16 protein-coding genes are annotated in these 17,695 nt (G+C 70.9%); 2 read left to right on the top strand and 14 right to left on the bottom strand.

All coding sequences use genetic code 11. The features are described from left to right. Window positions 1-70: 70 nt before the first annotated feature. The 12 genes from ACFW9Z_RS13365 to ACFW9Z_RS13310 form a co-directional block, all read right to left on the bottom strand. Window positions 71-1,483: a GH1 family beta-glucosidase gene (locus tag ACFW9Z_RS13365; RefSeq protein ID WP_384638967.1), complete on the bottom strand. Its 1,413-nt coding sequence runs from the start codon at window positions 1,481-1,483 to the stop codon at window positions 71-73. Between the two features lie 62 nt (window positions 1,484-1,545). Beyond that, complete coding sequence (locus ACFW9Z_RS13360; protein ID WP_384638964.1) at window positions 1,546-2,553, bottom strand: ABC transporter ATP-binding protein; 1,008 nt, start codon at window positions 2,551-2,553, stop codon at window positions 1,546-1,548. Beyond that, window positions 2,550-3,557 carry an ABC transporter permease gene (locus ACFW9Z_RS13355; RefSeq protein ID WP_384638961.1) on the bottom strand — a complete coding sequence of 336 codons (1,008 nt, stop codon included), beginning with the start codon at window positions 3,555-3,557 and terminating at the stop codon, window positions 2,550-2,552. The genes ACFW9Z_RS13360 and ACFW9Z_RS13355 overlap by 4 nt, the downstream gene beginning before the upstream one ends. A 5-nt stretch (window positions 3,558-3,562) precedes the next feature. Then, on the bottom strand, window positions 3,563-4,543 hold the full coding sequence (locus tag ACFW9Z_RS13350; protein ID WP_384638958.1) for an ABC transporter permease: 981 nt from the start codon (window positions 4,541-4,543) through the stop codon (window positions 3,563-3,565). Beyond that, window positions 4,540-5,682, bottom strand: a complete 1,143-nt coding sequence (locus ACFW9Z_RS13345; RefSeq protein WP_384638955.1) for an ABC transporter ATP-binding protein — start codon at window positions 5,680-5,682, stop codon at window positions 4,540-4,542. The genes ACFW9Z_RS13350 and ACFW9Z_RS13345 overlap by 4 nt, the downstream gene beginning before the upstream one ends. A gap of 19 nt (window positions 5,683-5,701) precedes the next feature. Beyond that, window positions 5,702-7,381, bottom strand: a complete 1,680-nt coding sequence (locus ACFW9Z_RS13340) for an ABC transporter substrate-binding protein (protein ID WP_384639436.1) — start codon at window positions 7,379-7,381, stop codon at window positions 5,702-5,704. Between the two features lie 92 nt (window positions 7,382-7,473). Next, window positions 7,474-8,448, bottom strand: coding sequence for a LacI family DNA-binding transcriptional regulator (locus ACFW9Z_RS13335; RefSeq protein ID WP_384638952.1), 975 nt, complete (start codon window positions 8,446-8,448; stop codon window positions 7,474-7,476). Between the two features lie 324 nt (window positions 8,449-8,772). Then, a complete protein-coding gene (gene cimA, locus ACFW9Z_RS13330) occupies window positions 8,773-10,380 on the bottom strand; it encodes a citramalate synthase (protein WP_384638949.1) in 1,608 nt (535 codons plus the stop codon). Window positions 10,381-10,721: 341 nt separating this feature from the next. Continuing rightward, on the bottom strand, window positions 10,722-11,333 hold the full coding sequence (locus tag ACFW9Z_RS13325) for a TetR/AcrR family transcriptional regulator (RefSeq protein ID WP_384638946.1): 612 nt from the start codon (window positions 11,331-11,333) through the stop codon (window positions 10,722-10,724). 33 nt (window positions 11,334-11,366) lie between these two features. Next, window positions 11,367-12,404 (bottom strand): agmatine/peptidylarginine deiminase, encoded by a 1,038-nt coding sequence (locus tag ACFW9Z_RS13320; protein WP_384638943.1) that lies wholly within the window; start codon window positions 12,402-12,404, stop codon window positions 11,367-11,369. A 165-nt stretch (window positions 12,405-12,569) separates the two neighbouring features. Next, on the bottom strand, window positions 12,570-13,673 hold the full coding sequence (locus ACFW9Z_RS13315; protein WP_384638940.1) for a branched-chain amino acid aminotransferase: 1,104 nt from the start codon (window positions 13,671-13,673) through the stop codon (window positions 12,570-12,572). 256 nt (window positions 13,674-13,929) lie between these two features. Continuing rightward, window positions 13,930-14,976 carry a 3-isopropylmalate dehydrogenase gene (locus ACFW9Z_RS13310; protein WP_384638937.1) on the bottom strand — a complete coding sequence of 349 codons (1,047 nt, stop codon included), beginning with the start codon at window positions 14,974-14,976 and terminating at the stop codon, window positions 13,930-13,932. A gap of 62 nt (window positions 14,977-15,038) precedes the next feature. Between ACFW9Z_RS13310 and ACFW9Z_RS13305 the strand changes: the two genes are divergently transcribed. Beyond that, on the top strand, window positions 15,039-15,197 hold the full coding sequence (locus tag ACFW9Z_RS13305) for a hypothetical protein (protein ID WP_384638934.1): 159 nt from the start codon (window positions 15,039-15,041) through the stop codon (window positions 15,195-15,197). Window positions 15,198-15,202: 5 nt separating this feature from the next. Here ACFW9Z_RS13305 and ACFW9Z_RS13300 read toward each other — a convergent pair whose 3' ends face one another. Together ACFW9Z_RS13300 and ACFW9Z_RS13295 are read right to left on the bottom strand one after the other, a co-directional pair. Continuing rightward, window positions 15,203-15,331, bottom strand: coding sequence for a hypothetical protein (locus ACFW9Z_RS13300; RefSeq protein WP_384638931.1), 129 nt, complete (start codon window positions 15,329-15,331; stop codon window positions 15,203-15,205). Between the two features lie 233 nt (window positions 15,332-15,564). Continuing rightward, entirely contained in the window at window positions 15,565-16,482 is a 918-nt protein-coding gene (locus tag ACFW9Z_RS13295) for a LysR family transcriptional regulator (protein WP_384638928.1), read from the bottom strand. A 165-nt stretch (window positions 16,483-16,647) separates the two neighbouring features. Between ACFW9Z_RS13295 and ACFW9Z_RS13290 the strand changes: the two genes are divergently transcribed. Then, window positions 16,648-17,676: an NADP-dependent oxidoreductase gene (locus ACFW9Z_RS13290; protein ID WP_384638925.1), complete on the top strand. Its 1,029-nt coding sequence runs from the start codon at window positions 16,648-16,650 to the stop codon at window positions 17,674-17,676. The last annotated feature ends 19 nt before the right edge of the window (window positions 17,677-17,695 follow it).

The raw sequence follows: 17,695 nt of genomic DNA, 5'->3' as shown, positions 1-17,695 counted from the left end.
GGGGTGATACCGCTGTTCGGCCCGGGTGAGCCAGGGTGTTACCGCTGTTCGTTCCGGGTGAGCTGAGGTGTTACCGCTGTTCGGCCCGGGTGAGCCGGATCGTGTCGCGGTACCACTTGGCACTGTCCTTGAGGGTGCGGGCCTGGGTGGCGTAGTCGACGCGGACGATGCCGAACCGCTTGTCGTAGCCGTAGGACCACTCGAAGTTGTCCAGCAACGACCAGGCGAAGTAGCCCCGGACGTCTGCCCCTTGGGCGCGGGCAGCCACGACGGCGTCGATGTGGTCGGCGAGGTAGGCGGTGCGGTCGGCATCGGGGACGGAGCCGTCGGCGGCCACGGTGTCGTCGAAGGCCGCGCCGTTCTCGGTGATGACGGTCGAGATCCCGTAGTCACGCTCCAACCGGACCAGCAGGTGGGTGAGTTCGGTGGGGGTGATCTCCCAGTCCATGGCCGTACGCGGCAGATCCCGCTCGACCATACGGACCACGGGCAGCCCTTCGGCGTCCCTCGTGGACCCGCCCTCGGTGACCCCGGAGAACCGCATGCCCCGGTAGAAGTTGACGCCGAGGACGTCGAGCGGGGTGGAGATGGCCGCCAAGTCTCCTTCCTGGAGCGGGAGTTCCACACCCTGGGCGGCCAAGTCCGCTACGACGTCCTCCGGGTAGCGGCCGTGGACGATCGGGTCCAGGTAGAGGCGGGTGCCCATCCCGTCGGCGCGGCGGCACGCCTCCCGGTCCGCCTCGCTCGGGGTGTCGGGGGTGGCGGTGCCCAGGTTGAGGGTGATGCCGAGCTCCAGCGGGTTGCTCCCCGCCGCCTCCCGCACCGCCTGCGCTGCCAGTCCGTGGCCCAGGAGCAGGTGGTGCACGGCGTGCAGGGAGGCGCCGAAGTCCTTGCGGCCGGGGGCGTGGACGCCGTACGCGTAACCGAGCATCGCCGAGCACCAGGGTTCGTTGAGCGTCGTCCAGTGCTCGACCCGGTCGCCGAGGGCCTCGTACGCGAGGGAGGCGTACTCCGCGAAGCGCAGCGCGGTCTCCCGTACGGGCCAGCCGCCCGCGTCCTCCAGCTCCTGCGGCAGGTCCCAGTGGTAGAGGGTGATCCAGGGGGTGACACCCCGCCCCCGGAGCTCGTCGACCAGCCGCTTGTAGAAGTCCAGCCCTTTCGCATTGGCCGGGCCCCGGCCGCCCGGCTGGATGCGGGGCCAGGCGAGCGAGAAGCGGTACGTGTCGACGCCGAGGCCCGCGATCAGCTCCACGTCCTGGGGCATCCGGTGGTAGTGGTCGCAGGCGGTGTCCCCGTGCTCGCCGCCCTCGACGGCGCCGGGCATCCGGCAGAAGGTGTCCCAGATGGAGGGGGTGCGGCCGTCCTCGGTGGCCGCGCCCTCGATCTGGTACGCGGAGGTGGCGACGCCCCAGCGGAAGTCGGCCGGGAGCCCGCGTACGGCGGTGGGGCGGAGGATTCGCTGCGGGGTGGTGGCGAGGTTCATCCGGTCTCCGTGGGTAGGGGCGGGGCAGCCCGGTCGGGTGTGGTCCGGTCGGGGCGGCCGGGTCAGGCGTGCAGGTGGCAGGCGACCGTCCGGCGGCCGGGGTCGGTGGGCGGCCCCTGTGGGGTGGCCGGGGGTGCCAGCGGCGGGACCCGTACGTCGCACGGCTCGAACGCCTTGCCGCAGCGCGGGTGGAACGCGCAGCCGGTGGGCATCGCGGAGAGGTGCGGGGGCGAGCCGGGGATGCCGGTCAGTTCGCGGCGGGGGCCGTGGAGCGCGGGGAAGGAATGGAGCAGCCCGTCACTGTAGGGGTGGCGGGGGTCGCGGTAGATCTCCGCCGCACCCGCCTCCTCCACGATGCGGCCCCCGTACATGATCGCGATCCGGTCCGAGAATTCGATCAGGAGCGAGATGTCGTGGGTGATGAACACGACGGAGAAGTTGAGCTGTTCCCTCAACTGGACCAGCCGTCGCAGGATCTGTCGCTGCATCACGACGTCGAGCGCGGTCGTCGGCTCGTCCATGATGACGATCTCGGGTTCCAGGGCGAGCGCCATGGCGATCATCACGCGCTGGCGCATCCCGCCGGAGAGCTGGTGCGGGTAGGCGGCCAGCCGGTCGGCGGAGATGCCGACGAGGCTGAGCAACTCCTGCGCCCGGTCCGTCCGTTGGGCCTTCTTCAGGTCCGGGCGGTGGGCTTTCAGTACGTCGGTGAGCTGGCTGTGGACCGTGTGCACCGGGTTCAGGGAGTTCATCGCCCCCTGGAAGACGATGGACAGCTCCTGCCAGCGGAAGGCACGCAACTGCTCCGGGGAGAGGGAGAGGATGTCGAGCCGGTCGCCGCCCGGCCGGTGGTAGTGGACGTCTCCCCCGGTGATCACCCCGGGCGGGGCGAGCAGCCGGGTCACGGCGTAGGCGAGGGTGGACTTCCCGGAGCCCGACTCCCCTGCCAGGCCCAGGACTTCGCCCCGGTGGAGGGTGAGGTCGATGTCCCGCAGGGCGTGCACGGCCCGCTCGTCGGTGCCGTAGTCGACGTTCAGTCCGCTGATGGTGAGGACCGGCTCGGCGCTCATGGGCGCGGCTCCTTGCTGCTGCTCTGCTTGCGGTGGTCGGCGCTCAGCGGCTTGCGGGCCACGGGGGTGAAGCCGACGCGCATCCGCACCTTCCGGGAGGAGCCGGTGGCGGTGCGCAGGCGCGGGTTGACGAACTCGTCGATGCCGAAGTTGATGAGGGCGAGCGCGGTGCCCAGCAGGGCGATGCAGAGGCCGGCCGGGACGAACCACCACCAGGCGCCCTGGGCGAGGGCCTGGTTGGACTGGGCCCAGAAGAGGACCGTGCCCCAGTTCCAGTGCGAGATGTCGGCCACGCCGATGAAAGCGAGGGTGATCTCGGTGAGGACGGCGAAGATGACCGTGCCGACGAAGCCGGAGGCGATCACGGCGGTGAGGTTCGGCATGATCTCGAAGAGGATGATCCGCCAGGTCGGCTCCCCGGTGGCGCGGGCCGCCTCCACGTAGTCGCGGCGGCGCAGCGACAGCGTCTGGGCGCGCAGGATGCGCGAGCCCCAGGCCCAGGAGGTCAGGGCGATGGCGAAGGCGATGAGCAGGTCGCCGGTGTCGGGGACGAAGCTCGCGACGATGATGATCAGCGGGAGTCCGGGCAGCACCAGGAAGATGTTGGCGAGCGCGGAGAGGATCTCGTCGGCCGCCCCGCCGAGGAAACCGGCGCTCACTCCGATGAGGACCGAGAGCACGGTGGCGATGAGCGCCGCGACGAACCCGACGACGAGGACGCCCCGGGTGCCCACCAGGATCTGGGAGAGGACGTCCTGCCCGGTGTGGGTGGTGCCGAACCAGTGTGCCCCGGAGGGGGGTTGGAGAAGCTGGTCGCTCATGGCATCGGGGTCGTACGGGGCGATCCACGGGCCGATGACGGCCAGCAGGACGAAGACGGCGAGCATGAGCAGGCCGGTACGGGTCTTGCCGCCGCGCAGGAACCGGAGCCGGGCCCGGCGGGTGGGCGCCTCGGGTGCGGGCGCGCCGTCCAGGACGGCGGTGTCGGTGGCGGTGATGGACATGGGACCTACGCCTCCTTCCGGGTGCGGGGGTCGAGGGCGGCGTAGACCAGGTCGGCCAGGAGGTTCGCGGCGAGGACGGAGAGCGTGATGATCAGGAAGACGCCCTGCATCAGCGGGTAGTCCTTGGCGCCGACCGCCTGGAGCAGCTGGAAGCCGATGCCCGGGTAGGTGAAGACCATCTCGACCAGCAGCGTGCCGCCGACGATGAAGCCCAGGGAGAGGGCGAAGCCGGAGATGTTGGGGAGGACCGCGTTGCGGGCCGCGTAGCCGAACATGACGCGCCGCTCGGAGAGCCCCTTGGCCTGCGCCACCATCACGTAGTCCTCGGAGGAGACGGTGACCATCATGTTCCGCATCCCGAGGATCCACCCGGCCACGGCGCTGAGCACGATCGTCACGCCGGGGAGGACCGCGTGGTAGAGCGCGCTGGAGATGAACGGCCAGTCGAGGGCCGGGACGAGCCCGTTGTCGTACCCGCCGGAGTTCGGGAAGAGCGACCACTTCTCGGCGAACAGGGCGATGGCGATGAGGCCGAGCCAGAAGTAGGGGATGGAGGAGATGAACGTGGTGACGGGCAGCAGTCCGTCCAGCCACGAGCCGCGCTTCCAGCCGCTGTAGACGCCGATACCGGTACCGAGGACGAAGCTGATCAGGGTGGTGACGCCGACCAGGGCGAGCGTCCAGGGCAGGGACTGGGTGATCACCTCGCTGACCGGGGTCGGGAAGAAGGTGAAGGAGAGGCCCAGGTCCCCGTCGAGGAGGTGGGACCAGTAGTCGGTGTACTGCTGCCAGAGCGACTGCTGCTTGTCCAGGCCGAAGAGGGCCTTGAGGGAGTCGATGGCCTTGGTGTCCAGCTGGCCCTGGTAGCGGCTGAGCAGGGCCTGGACGGGGTCGCCGGGCATCAGGCGCGGGATGAGGAAGTTGATGGTGATGGCGGCCCAGGCGGTGACGGTGTAGAAGGCGATGCGCTGGAGGAGGTACTTCACCGGGAGACCTCCTTGGCCGACGCGGCCTCGGTGGCGCCCGCGTCCCCGTTCCCGTACGACCGCACGCCCGCGCCCTCGCCCTCGTACAGCCAGCAGGCCGCCCACTGGCCGTCCGCGAGGTCGAAGCGGGGCGGCAGTTCGGTGCGGCAGCGCTCCATGGCCTTCGGGCAGCGGGGGTGGAAGCGGCAGCCGGGCGGCGGGGCGATGAGGGAGGGCGGCTCGCCGCTGCCGGTCTCCTCCTGGTCGGCCGCTGCGGCCACCCGGTCCGGGTCGGGCGCGGAGGCGATGAGGAGCTGGGTGTAGGGGTGGGCGGGGTGCTGGGTGACGGTCTCGCTGTCGCCGCCCTCGACGATCCTCCCCGCGTACATGACCAGGGTGGTGTCGGCGAAGTAGCGGGCGGAGGCGATGTCGTGGGTGATGTAGAGGACGGCCAGGTGCAGGCGCTCCTTGAGGTCACGGAGCAGGTTGAGGACGCCGAGGCGGATCGACACGTCGAGCATGGAGACGGGTTCGTCGGCGAGCAGGACCTGCGGGTCGGCGCCGAGCGCGCGGGCGATGGCGACGCGCTGGCGCTGCCCGCCGGAGAGCTCGTGCGGGAACTTGTCCAGGTACTGGTGGGGCGGGGTGAGCTGGACCCGGTTCAGCAGGTCGGTCAGGGCCCGCTCCAGCTCCTCCTTCCCGCTGCCCGCCCGGCCGTGGATCTTCAGGGCGCGGGTCAGGTGGTAGCGCACGGTGTGGACCGGGTTCAGCGAGGCGAACGGGTCCTGGAAGATCAGCTGGACCCGGCGTACGTAACGGCGGAAGGACCGGCCACGTCCGGCCACGACGGGCTCGCCGCCGAGCCGTATCTCGCCCGAGGTGAGCGGGTGGAGCTGGGCGAGCAGGCGGGCGACGGTGGACTTGCCCGAGCCGGACTCCCCCACCAGGGCCGTGACCGTGCCGCGCCGCAGCCGGAGCGAGACGTCGTCGACGGCGTGGACGCTGCGGCGCTCCCGGGCGAACAGGTCGCGGGCGGTGCGCCGCAGGGGAAAGTGTTTGGTGACTCCGCGTGCTTCGAGCACCACGTCGGTGCCGGTGGGCCCGGCGCCCGCGGCGGCGTCGGCTCCGGCCCGTACGTTCTCGGACTGGTCGGTGGTCATGGCCGGTTCTTCCCCGTGCTTACTTGGCGGGCGTGAGGTTCAGCACGATCTCCAGCGCGCTGGGCTGGGTGTGCTGCGGCGGGGCGTACGGGTTGGCCTCGGTGGGCCAGCCGATCCAGTTCTTCGTGGAGTACTCGGCGCCGATGGGGGCGGCGGCCGTCGGGATCATGGGCGCCTGCTCCACGAAGATCTTCTGGAGGGTGTTGAGGGCCTTGCTCCGGGTCTTCTGGTCCTTGGCGTTGGCGTACTCCTTCAGGGCGGTGGTCGCCTCGTCGCTCTTGAAGCGGCCGAAGTTGCCCTGCTGGGAGCTCTTGCCGATGGGCTGGAGGAGCGCGCCGTCCATGATGTTCTGGTACATGTCGTAGGGCGTGGCGCCGCTGTTGGTCCAGCGCAGGGTGGCGTCGAAGTTGCCGTTGGCCACGTCCACGCCCCAGGCCTCGGCGGTCTGGGTCTTGACCTTGGCCTCGATGCCGAGCTGCTTGACGTTGTCCTTGATGATGGCGAGACCGGTGATGTAGTCGTTCCAGCCGGCCGGGTCGGTGAAGGTGAGCGTCACCGGCTTGCCGGACGGGTCCTTGAGCACCCCGCCGCTGAGCTTGAACCCGGCCTCGTCGAGGAGCTTCTTGGCCCCGGCGACATCGGGCTTGGTGGTGACGCCCTGGTACTCGGGGGCGAGGAAGGGCTCACCGGCGGGGAGCGGGATGCCGGTGGGGCTGGTGATCTCCGGGTAGAGCGTGGCCTGCGCCTGGATGTGGATGGCCTTGCGGTCGACGACCATCGCCATCGCCCGGCGCAGCGCCGGGTTGTCGAAGGGCTTGCGGGCGGTGTTGAACCAGAGGCCGTGGACACCGAGGCCGGAGGGGAACCACAGCTTGTGGTTCTTGGGGTCCTTGTCGATGAAGAGCTGCTTGTGGTTCGGCATGAAGACGAAGGACCACTCGACCTTGCCGGTGGCCAGCGCGGTGGTGGCGGCGCTGTTGTCGTTGTACGCGGTGTAGCGCAGCTCCTTGACCTTGGTCCGGCCGTTCCAGTAGGTCGGCGTGGCGGTCAGGGTGGTGGTCTGCGGGGTGAACGTCTTGAGCTGGTACGGGCCGGAGCCGACCGGCGTCCGGTTGGGCCAGGTCTCCGGGTTCTTGACCTTCTCCCAGATGTGCTTGGGCACGATGAACATCTGGATGATCTTGTTCTGGTTGACGAACTGGGACTCCTCGAAGGTCAGGACGACCTTTCCGTCCTCGACCGCGACCCCGTCGAAGGGGATGCCGTCCCAGTTGAGCGCCGGGTGCTTCTTCAGGAGGTTGAAGGTGAACTCCACGTCGGCCGCCGTCAGGGGCTTGCCGTCGGCCCACTTCGCCCGCTCGTCGAGGGTGAAGGTGACCTTGGTGAAGTTGGCCTCCCACTCCCAGTCGGTGGCGAGCCAGGGGTCCGCCTTGTCGGTGGGCTTGATCATGTTCGTCATGGCCAGCGGCTCGTAGATCATGTACCGGTAGCCGAGGGTGGCGCCCGCCGAGGTGTTGAGGAACGGGTTGCTGTTGTTGGTCTGCGGCCCGTCCGGCTTGCCGAGGGTCAGTACGCCGGTGGCTCCCCCGCCACCGCCCTTGTTGGCACCGGAGTTGGCGTTCGAGCAGCCGGCGGCGAGGGCGATGACGACGGTGGCTGCGGCGACCGCTCTGAGCGTGGTGCGACGGCGTACGGACATGGCGACTCCAGGAAGGGGCTGCCACCGGGTCACGGAGATCCGGCGGAGGGTGGAAGGGGCGAGCGGGGCGCGGCCGGGGGCGGCCGGGTCCGTCACGGCGCCGAGTGGCGCACGACCAGTTCGGTGGGCAGCACGGCCGGGCCGTCGGGTACGGGCGTGCCGCCGAGGTGGGAGAGCAGCATCCGGGCCGCCGTCTCACCCATGCGGCGGGTGGGCTGGCGCACGGTGGTGAGGGGCGGTTCGGTGTGTTCGGCCATCGGGATGTCGTCGAAGCCGACGACCGCGACATCGTCCGGGACCCGGCGTCCGGCGGAGCGCAGGGCCCGCAGGGCGCCTGCCGCGCTGATGTCGTTGTGCGCGAAGACGGAGTCGAACGCGACGCCCCGGGCGAGGAGTTCCGCCATGGCGAGGCGGCCGCCCAGCTCGGTGAAGTCCCCCTCGGCGACGAGGGCGTCCGGGAGGACCGAGCGGAATCCGCCCAGCCGGTCCCGTACGCAGCCGAAGTGCGGGGGGCCGGTGAGGACGACGGGCCGGGAGCGTCCGGCGGCGAGCAGGTGGCGGGCCGCCGACGCTCCTCCCTCGTGGTTGGTGGTCACGACGGAGGGGAACGCGGGGTGGTGGCCGCGGTCGTCGATGAGGACGATCGGCAGGCCGTCGCGGTGCAGGGCGGTGAGGTGGCCGAGGGTGTTCTCCGGTTCCACGACGACGAGCCCGTCGAAGGCGCGCGCCGACACCTGGCTGGTGAAGCGCTGGACGGATTCGGCGCCCCGGTTGCAGGTGAAGAGCAGCAGCCCGTAGTCGGCGGCCTCGACGGTGTCGACGACCCCCTGGAGCAGTTCGCCCATCCACGGCCAGGTCAGCGAGGGGACCAGCATGCCGACCGTACGGCTGGAGCCGCGAGCCAGGCCCACGGCTCCGGAGCTGGGCACATAGCCGAGTTGTGCGATCACTTCACGAACGCGGGCGGCGGTGGTGCCGTCCACCTCGCCCTTGGTGTTGATGACCCGCGACACGGTCGTCTTGCTGACGCCGGCCTCACGGGCGACATCGGCGATGGTGACACGCATCTGGGCCTCCGTTGGACCAGGAAAGGGGCAGGCTGGAGCAGAGCTGGGGCAGGACTGGGGCAGGCAGCGGGGCACGGCGGTGGGCATGCCGGGAGACGTGTCCGGTACCGGTTCCGGAACCGGTACCGGCGTTGCGGCAGGAGTTAACCCCGCCGACACAGGGCCGTCAATACTTCACGCCGAGATTGGTCCGGCCCCATCTGCCGACCGGGCAGGGCGCGTTGTGCGTTCACCTCTTGAACATGTCGGGAACATACGAGAGCCGCCACCCCCGGATCGGGGCGGCGGCTCTCGTACGGTCCCGTACGGTCCGGACCGGTCGGGCTACTCCGTGGGCTCCACGCCCGCCCTCAGCAGGCCGTAGGTGTACGCGTCCTCCAGCGCCTGCCAGGACGCGGCGATGACGTTCTCGGCGACCCCCACGGTCGCCCAGTCGGCCGTGCCGTCGCCCGTGGTGATCAGCACCCGGGTGGTGGACTCGGTGCCCGTACGGCCCTCCAGGATGCGGACCTTGTAGTCGACCAGCTCCAGCTTGGCGAGCTGCGGGTAGATCCGCTCCAGGGCGACGCGCAGGGCCCGGTCCAGGGCGTTGACCGGGCCGTTGCCCTCGGCGGTGGCGACGATGCGCTCGCCCTTGGCCCAGAGCTTCACGGTGGCCTCGTTGGCGTGGACGCCGTCGGGGCGGTCCTCGACGATCGCCCGCCAGGACTCCGTACGGAAGTAGCGCCGGGCCCTGCCCTCCACCTCGCCGCGCAGCAGGAGTTCGAAGGAGGCGTCGGCGGCCTCGTAGGTGTAGCCCTGGAGTTCGCGCTCCTTGACCCGCTCCACGACCCGGCCGACCAGGGCGCGGTCGTCGCCGAGGTCGATGCCGAGCTCCTTGCCCTTCAGCTCGATGGAGGCGCGGCCCGCCATGTCGGAGACCAGCATCCGCATGGTGTTGCCGACCAGCTCCGGGTCGATGTGCTGGTACAGGTCCGGGTCGACCTTGATCGCGGAGGCGTGCAGCCCGGCCTTGTGGGCGAAGGCCGAGACACCCACGTACGGCTGGTGGGTGGAAGGGGTGAGGTTGACGACCTCGGCGATGGCGTGCGAGATCCGGGTCATCTCGGCGAGGGCGCCCTCGGGCAGCACCTTCATGCCGTATTTCAGCTCCAGGGCGGCGACCACCGGGAAGAGGTTGGCGTTGCCGACCCGCTCGCCGTAGCCGTTGGCCGTGCACTGGACGTGGGTGGCGCCGGCGTCCACGGCGGCCAGGGTGTTGGCGACCGCACAGCCGGTGTCGTCCTGGGCGTGGATGCCGAGCCGGGCCCCGGTGTCCGCGATGACCGTGGCGACGACGGCCTGGACCTGGGCGGGGAGCATGCCGCCGTTGGTGTCGCAGAGGATGACGACCTCGGCGCCCGCCTCGTACGCGGTACGGACCACGGACTTGGCGTACGCGGCGTTGGCCCGGTAGCCGTCGAAGAAGTGCTCGCAGTCCACGAACACCCTGCGGCCCTGTTCGCGCAGGTGGGAGACGGTGTCGCGGACCATCTCCAGGTTCTCCTCCAGGGTGGTGCGCAGGGCCAGCTCCACATGGCGGTCATGGGACTTGGCGACCAGCGTGATCACCGGGGCGCCGGATTTCAGGAGCGCTTTCACCTGGGGGTCGTCGGCCGCGCTGCCACCGGCCCGGCGGGTCGCGCCGAACGCCACGAGCTGGGCGTTCTCGAACGTGATCTCCTGCTGGGCGCGGGCGAAGAACTCGGTGTCACGGGGATTGGCACCCGGCCAGCCGCCCTCGATGTACCCGACACCGAAGGTGTCCAGGTGCCGGGCGATGGTCAGCTTGTCGGCGACCGTCAGGTTGATGCCCTCACGCTGAGCACCGTCGCGCAGTGTGGTGTCGAAGACATGGAAACTGTCGTCGGTGGCGTTGGCCTTGGTGGTCATGCTGATCTGACTCCTGTCGGATGAGTGGATCCGGACGGTCTGGGGCTGCTCGGGGAACCCGGAACAGCCCCCAGCTCCACTTGCCCCCATCATCTCGCGCGCTCCGCCCCGGCCCGGGGTGCGGGCCGGAAAACGAAAAAACCCCTCGCGGGTGCGAGAGGTCTGCGCGCGGGTCTGGGGCACGGTGGCCGCGCCGTACATGGTGGTACGGAACGGTCACTGCGGACCGGCGCGCCTGCTGCCAATAATCATGACGAACGAGGACACGGCAGAAGTCTCGCACAGTGACGCGTCCGTGACGGGGGTGTCTCAGGATGCGGTCGTGAGATCGGTCGCACCGCTCAGTCCGCCGTAGGCCTCAGCGTCTCGTCCAGGAACTCCGCCGCCTGCACGAGGACCCGTTCCCGGCCCGTCCCCGGGATCCCCACCGTCACATGGACGCTGAACCCGTCCAGCAGCGCCCGCAGCCGGGTCGCGAACCGGTCGGCGTCCACCGCCCGGAACTCCCCGCGCGAGACCCCCTCGGCGAGCAGCGCCACCAGGTCCCGGTGCCAGGCCCCCTCGATGGCGGCCTGCCGGGCCCTGGCCTCGTCGTCCGCGTTCTGGGAGCGCCCCCAGACCTCCAGCCAGAGCGTCCAGTGGGGGTCACGGTGACCGGCGGGCAGGTAGAGCCCGATGTACGCCTCCAGCCGCTCGCGGGCGGTCCCCGGCTCGGCGAGGAGGGCGCGGCGCTCGGCCCCGAGGCGGTTCTCGCTCCACTCCAGGGTCTGGAGCAGCAGCTCGTCCTTGGTGCGGAAGTAGTAGAGCAGGTGCCCGCTGCTCATCCCGACCTCGCGCCCGAGCCCCGCCATGGTCAGCCCGTCGAGCCCGCGCGCGGCGATGGTGGCCATGGCGGCGGCGAGGACGTCCTCACGGGGCGGGGCGGCGTGGTGGGTGCGGCGGGGGGCTGTCATGGGTTCGGCTCGGACCTTCGGCTGCTCTCGGGGTCAGATCTTCGGCTGCTGCTGGGTGATGCAGTGGATGCCTCCACCGCCGGCAAAGATCGTACGGGCGTCGACGAGGGTCACCGTACGGTCCGGGAAGAGGCCCTGGAAGATCGCGGCGGCCTCCTCGTCGCGCGGGTCGTCGAAGGCGCAGAGGACCACGCCGTCGTTGCAGAGGTAGTGGTTGATGTAGGAGTAGTCGACCCACTCGCCGTCCTCGTCCCGCAGCACGGTGGGAGCGGGCACCTCGACGACCTCCAGCGGGCGGCCCCGGGCGTCGGTGGCGGCGCGCAGGACGGCCAGCAGCTCCCGGGTGACCTCGTGGTCGGGGTGGGCCGGGTCCGGCTGGACGTGGGCGACGACGGTGCCCGGGCGCACGAAGGCGGCGACGATGTCGACATGGCCGAGCGTGCCGTACGTCCCGTAGTCGCCGGTCAGCCCACGCGGCAGCCAGATGGCCTTCTCCGTACCCAGGCGGGCGTGGATCTCCGCCTCGACCTGCTCCTTGCTCCAGCCGGGGTTGCGCTCCTTGCCGAGCTGGACGGTCTCGGTGAGCAGGACGGTGCCTTCGCCGTCGACGTGGATCGCGCCGCCCTCGTTGACGAGCGGGGAGCTGTGGGCGGGGGTGCCGGTCAGCTCGGCGACGGCCCGCGCGATGTGCTGGTCGCGCTCCCAGCGGGCCCAGCCCTGGGCGCCCCAGCCGTTGAACGTCCAGTCGACGGCGGCGAGCGTGCGGCCGTCGGTGACGAAGGTGGGCCCGATGTCCCGCATCCAGGCGTCGTCCAGCGGCCGTACGACCAGCTCGACGTCCGGCCCGAGCAGGGCGGCGGCGCCCTCCTCCTGGCCCGGCCCGACGACCATCGTGACCGGCTCGAAGCGGCGTACGGCCCGGGCGACGGCGGCCCAGGCGCGGCGGGCCCCGTCCAGCTCGGCGTCGGAGGCGAAGGTGGGGTTGGGGCCGGGCCAGGCCATCCAGGTGCGCTCGTGGGGGGCCCACTCGGGGGGCATACGGAAGGAGGCGGGGGTGGGGGTGGCTGCCATGGGGGGGCTCCTGGTCGCGGTTATTAGAGTGTCACTCTAACTGCATTTCACAGCTTTACGGAAGTTTCTTGCGGCAGATTTAGAGCGGCGCTCTACTTCTCGGGTACGGAAAAGGCCGCACCGGCTGAGGAGCCGGTGCGGCCTGGTCCAGGGGCCGGGAGCCTCCTAGCCGAGCGGGTGCATCCAGCCGTGGGTGTCCTCGGCGGTGCCGCGCTGGATGTCGAGCAGGCGCTCGCGCAGCTTCATGGTGACCTCGCCGGGCGTGCCGTCGCCCTGGGTCCACTCGCCGCTCGCGGTCTTCACCGTGCCGACGGGGGTGATGACGGCGGCGGTGCCGCAGGCGAAGACCTCGGTCAGGGTGCCCTTCGCGGTGTCGTCGCGCCACTGGTCGATGGAGATACGGCCCTCCTCGGAGCCGTAACCGAGGTCACGGGCGACCTTGAGGAGGGAGTCGCGGGTGACCCCGGCGAGGAGGGAGCCGGTGAGGGAGGGCGTGATGATCTTCTTGGTGCCGTCCTCCTGGGCGTACACGAAGTAGAGGTTCATCCCGCCGAGCTCCTCGACCCACTTGTGCTCGACGGCGTCGAGGTAGGCGACCTGGGCACAGCCGTGTTCGGCGGCCTCGGCCTGGGCGAGGAGGGAGGCCGCGTAGTTGCCGCCGGTCTTGGCGTCGCCCATGCCGCCGGGGACGGCGCGGACGCGGTTCTCGGAGAGCCAGATGGAGACGGGCTTCACGCCACCGGGGAAGTAGGCGCCTGCGGGCGAGGCGATGACCAGGAAGAGGTACTCATTGGCCGGCTTCACGCCGAGGCCGACCTCGGTGGCGATCATGAACGGGCGCAGGTACAGCGACTCCTCGCCGCCGTGCGCCGGGACCCACGCCTTGTCCTGCTGCACCAGCGCGTCGCACGCCGCGATGAACGTCTCGACGGGCAGCTCGGGCATGGCGAGCCGGGCGGCCGAGCGCTGGAAGCGGCGGGCGTTGGCGTCGGGGCGGAACGAGGCGACCGAGCCGTCGGGCTGGCGGTAGGCCTTGAGCCCCTCGAAGATCTCCTGCGCGTAGTGCAGGGTCATGTTGGCCGGGTCCAGGGACAGCGGGCCGTAGGGGACCAGCTCGGCGTCGTGCCAGCCGCGGCCCTCGGTCCAGCGGATCGTCACCATGTGATCGGTGAAGTGCCGGCCGAATCCGGGGTTGGCCAGAATCGCCTCGCGCTCCGCGTCGGACAGCGGGTTCGAGGAGGGCTTGAGCTCGATCGTGGGCGTCGTCATGAGTGCGTGTCCTTCACCGGTCTTGTGTGTGATGGACCGCGCCCACACCCGTTCTCGCCCGACGCTTTTCGGCCAGGTCGTAGGACGTCCGAGCTTTACCGCGAGCCACGGCCCCGCGTTCGATTATCGCTTGCGGGGGGCCAGGCACGAAATGGTGGGAATGCGGTCCGGGGGTCGATGGTGGCACCCGGAGGCCGCACAGGAGAAGCCGCCGGGCGCTGATGCGACCCGGCGGCTTCGAAGTGGAGTCGTCGGGTCAGCTCGCTACGCGTACCGCGAGGGCGTCGCCGATCTGGTCGGTCGTGCGCGTGGCGGCGGCTCCGTCGCGCTCCGCGAGGTCGGCGGAGACGGCGTCCTCGATGCGCACGGCCTCGGCCTCGTAACCGAGGTGGCGCAGCAGGAGGGCGACGGAGAGGACCGTGGCGGTCGGGTCGGCCTTGCCCTGCCCCGCGATGTCGGGGGCGGAGCCGTGGACCGGCTCGAACATCGACGGGAACGCGCCCGTCGGGTTGATGTTGCCGGAGGCGGCCAGGCCGATACCGCCGGTCACGGCGGCGGCGAGGTCGGTGAGGATGTCGCCGAAGAGGTTGTCGGTGACGATGACGTCGAAGCGCTCCGGCTGGGTGACGAAGAAGATCGTCGCGGCGTCGACGTGCAGGTAGTCGGTGGTGACCTGCGGGTATTCGGCGGCGACCCGGTCAAAGGTGTTCTTCCACAGGTGGCCGGCGTAGACGAGGACGTTGTTCTTGTGGACCAGCGTCAGCTTCTTGCGGGGCCGGGCGGCCGCGCGCTCGAAGGCGTCCCGGACCACGCGCTCGACGCCGTACGCCGTGTTGACGCTGACCTCGGTGGCGACCTCGGCGGGCGTACCGGTGCGCAGGGAGCCGCCGTTGCCGGTGTACGGGCCCTCGGTGCCCTCACGGACGACGACGAAGTCGATGTCGGGGCGGCCGGCGAGCGGGGTCGCGGTGTTCGGGAAGAGCTTGGAGGGGCGCAGGTTGATGAAGTGGTCGAAGGCGAAACGCAGCTTCAGCAGCAGCCCGCGCTCCAGGACGCCGGACGGCACGGACGGATCGCCGATCGCGCCGAGGAGGATGGCGTCGTGGTTCTTGAGCGCCTCCAGCTCCGCGTCCGGGAGGGTCTCCCCGGTGCGGTGCCAGCGCTGGGCGCCGAGGTCGTACTGCTTGGTCTCCAGCTTCACATCCTGCGGGAGCACAGCGTTGAGGACCTTGAGGCCCTGGGCCACGACTTCCTGGCCGATTCCGTCACCGGGGATCACTGCGAGATCGATGCTGCGAGACATGCGGGAAAGCCTAACGGTGCGTCCCACCCCATGACACCCGACGTCCACGATGCGGACAGCGGGTGGCGGACAGCGGACAGCGGGCACGGGCGTTCGGGGTGGGGCGAGAGGGTTACGGGGTGGGGGCGGGCGGCTCAGCGGCCGCGCGGGCCGCTCAGTGGCTGCGCGGGCCGCTCAGTGGCGCGGCGGGCGGGCTGTCCAGCGGCGCGGCGGCCCAGTAGGCCGCTCAGTGGCCGGTCGAGCCGCCGTTGTCCCGGCGGTCGAGGGCGCGCTGGAGCGCGGCGGCGGCGTTCCGGCGCTCGGCCTCGGCCTGGTGGGAGCTGTGACGGACGCGGCGGGTGGTGGTGTTGGCCATGATGGATCGACTCCTTGAGATCGCATGGATGCCGGGGGGGCGGGCCGCACATCGCAGGGCGGCGCCGGGGCCTGGCCGGGATCGGATTTCGAGGTGCCGGAAGGAGCGGGGAGCGTACGCCGCAGGGGTTACCTGCTTCAGGGCGTGCGCCCGCAACCGCCACAGTCGCTCGATCGAGCGAGTTCGTTCGGCTCCTACAAAGCTAGGACAGCCGAGCCACTCTGTCTCTACAGTTAGTCGGACTTCCTACTATCTGAGACGGCCACTCCCCCGCGCTCCGCCCGGAGTTCCCGGATCAGCGCCCGTACGGCGAGGGATCGCGCCTGCTCAGGGGTGGTGACATAGCCGATCGAGCGAGTGGGCCGGTCGGGTCCGAGAGCAGTGATCTCGATTCCGTCAGGTGCTCCGAACAGGGACAGACCGGGCATGATCGCCATACCGAGACCACGGGACACCATCGAGAGCACCGCTCCGTCGTCCTCGGCCTCCACCGTCGCCCGGGGGATCCACGCCTGGGCCGCCCACCAGTCACGTGTGTACGAGGTGCAGTTCTCGGCCCAGTCGACCAGCGGCAGCGTCCGGGGCGCGGGGTGTCCGGCCGGGTGCACAAGGGAGTACTCCTCCTCCAGCAGTACGCCGCCGATCAGCCCGGGCTCCACCGGCGCGCTGGTCCCGACCGTCGCGACGGCCAGATCGGCCCGCCCGTCCAGCACCTCACCGGCCGTGCCCCGCCCCACCTCACGCACCATCCGCACCACCGGCTCGACCCCCGGGTGGCGGGCCGTGAGGCGTTCCAGCGCGGGCGGCAGCAGATACAGGGCGGCGCTGCGGAACGCGGCGATCCGCAGCGGCCCGCTCACGGTGTCCGCCCCGGCGGGGCCCGCGGCGATGCCCCGGGCCTCGGCGCCCATCACATCGAGCAGCCGCAGGATGCGCCGGGCGTGCCCGGCGACCACGTCGCCGGCCGGGGTGGGCGTGGCGCCCCGGCGGCCGCGCTCGAAGAGCACGGCGCCGATCCGGCGCTCGCTGGTCCGGACGGAGTGGGAGACGGCGGACTGCGTCATGCCGAGGGCGCGGGCGGCGGCGGAGAACCCGCGCGCGTCGGCGACGGCCGCGATGACGCGGAGCTCGTGCGGGGCGAGGTCGGTCATCGCGCCTCAGAGAAGCCGGACCCGGTCGAGCTGGGCCCAGGAAAGCCGGGCCCAGGCAAACCGGACCCCGGAAAGTCGGGCCCATGAAAGCTGTTCATGGAAACGATTCTTCCATCGACACCACCCTCTCCCTCCCCCGCCCCTTTCCCTCCTACCGTCGACGTCATGACGACACAGCGCACCACCGGTACCGCCCGCACCTCCCGCACCATCCACCTCGCCGCCCGCCCGCACGGCTTCCCCACCGCGGACCTCTTCTCCGTCCACGAGGCACCTGTCCCCGAGCCCGCCCCCGGCACGGCGGTGGTGGAGAACCTCTACCTCTCCGTGGACCCGTACCACCGCGAGGAGATGGACGGCGGCTGGGAGCTGGGCGTCCCGCTGGAGGGGCGGGCGCTGGGCCGGGTGACGGCCTCCCGTGCCCCCGGGTTCACGGAGGGGGACCTCGTCCTGCACCGCCGGGGGTGGCGGACCCATGCGGTGGTGGCGCCGGGCGAGGCGGGGGTGCGGAAGGTGCCCACGTACGACGGGGTCCCGCTCACCGCGTACATGTCGATCCTCGGCGGCACCGGGCTCACCGCCTATGTGGCGCTCACCCGGACGCTGGAGTTCCGGGCCGGTCAGGATCTCTTCGTCTCGGCGGCGGCGGGCGGGGTCGGTACGGCGGTGGGGCGCATCGCCCGGCTGCTCGGCGCCGGGCGGATCATCGGCAGCGCGGGGACGCCCGCGAAGGTGGGCCGGCTGACCGGGGAGCTCGGCTTCGACGCGGCGTTCGACTACCACGACGGCCCGGTCGGGGAGTTGCTGGCGAAGGCGGCACCGGACGGGATCGACGCCTACGTGGACAACGTCGGCGGGGACCACCTGGAGGGCGCGATCTCCGTACTCCGCGAGCACGGGCGGATCGCCTGGGTCGGCGCCATCTCCCAGTACCACTCCGCGCACGAGCCGCCCGCCGCCCCGCGCAACCTGTTCGACATCGTGGAGAAGAGCCTGCGGCTGGAAGGGGTGATGGTGCGTAACTTCTACGACGTGGCAGCGGAGTTGGAGGACTTCCTGGTGCCGCATCTGCGGAGCGGGCTGGTCGTGCCCGATGTCACGGTGGTGGACGGCTTCGAGCGGACGGTGGACGGGTTCCTCGGGATGCTACGGGGCGAGAACACCGGCAAGATGCTGATCCGGGTCGCCGACTGAGGCCCAGGGGCGGGTCGTT

Source organism: Streptomyces sp. NPDC059452 (assembly GCF_042750035.1).
Lineage (GTDB): Bacteria > Actinomycetota > Actinomycetes > Streptomycetales > Streptomycetaceae > Streptomyces.
The sequence above is the reverse complement of the archived record's forward strand: the minus strand, read 5'-3'. Positions and strand labels throughout refer to the sequence as shown.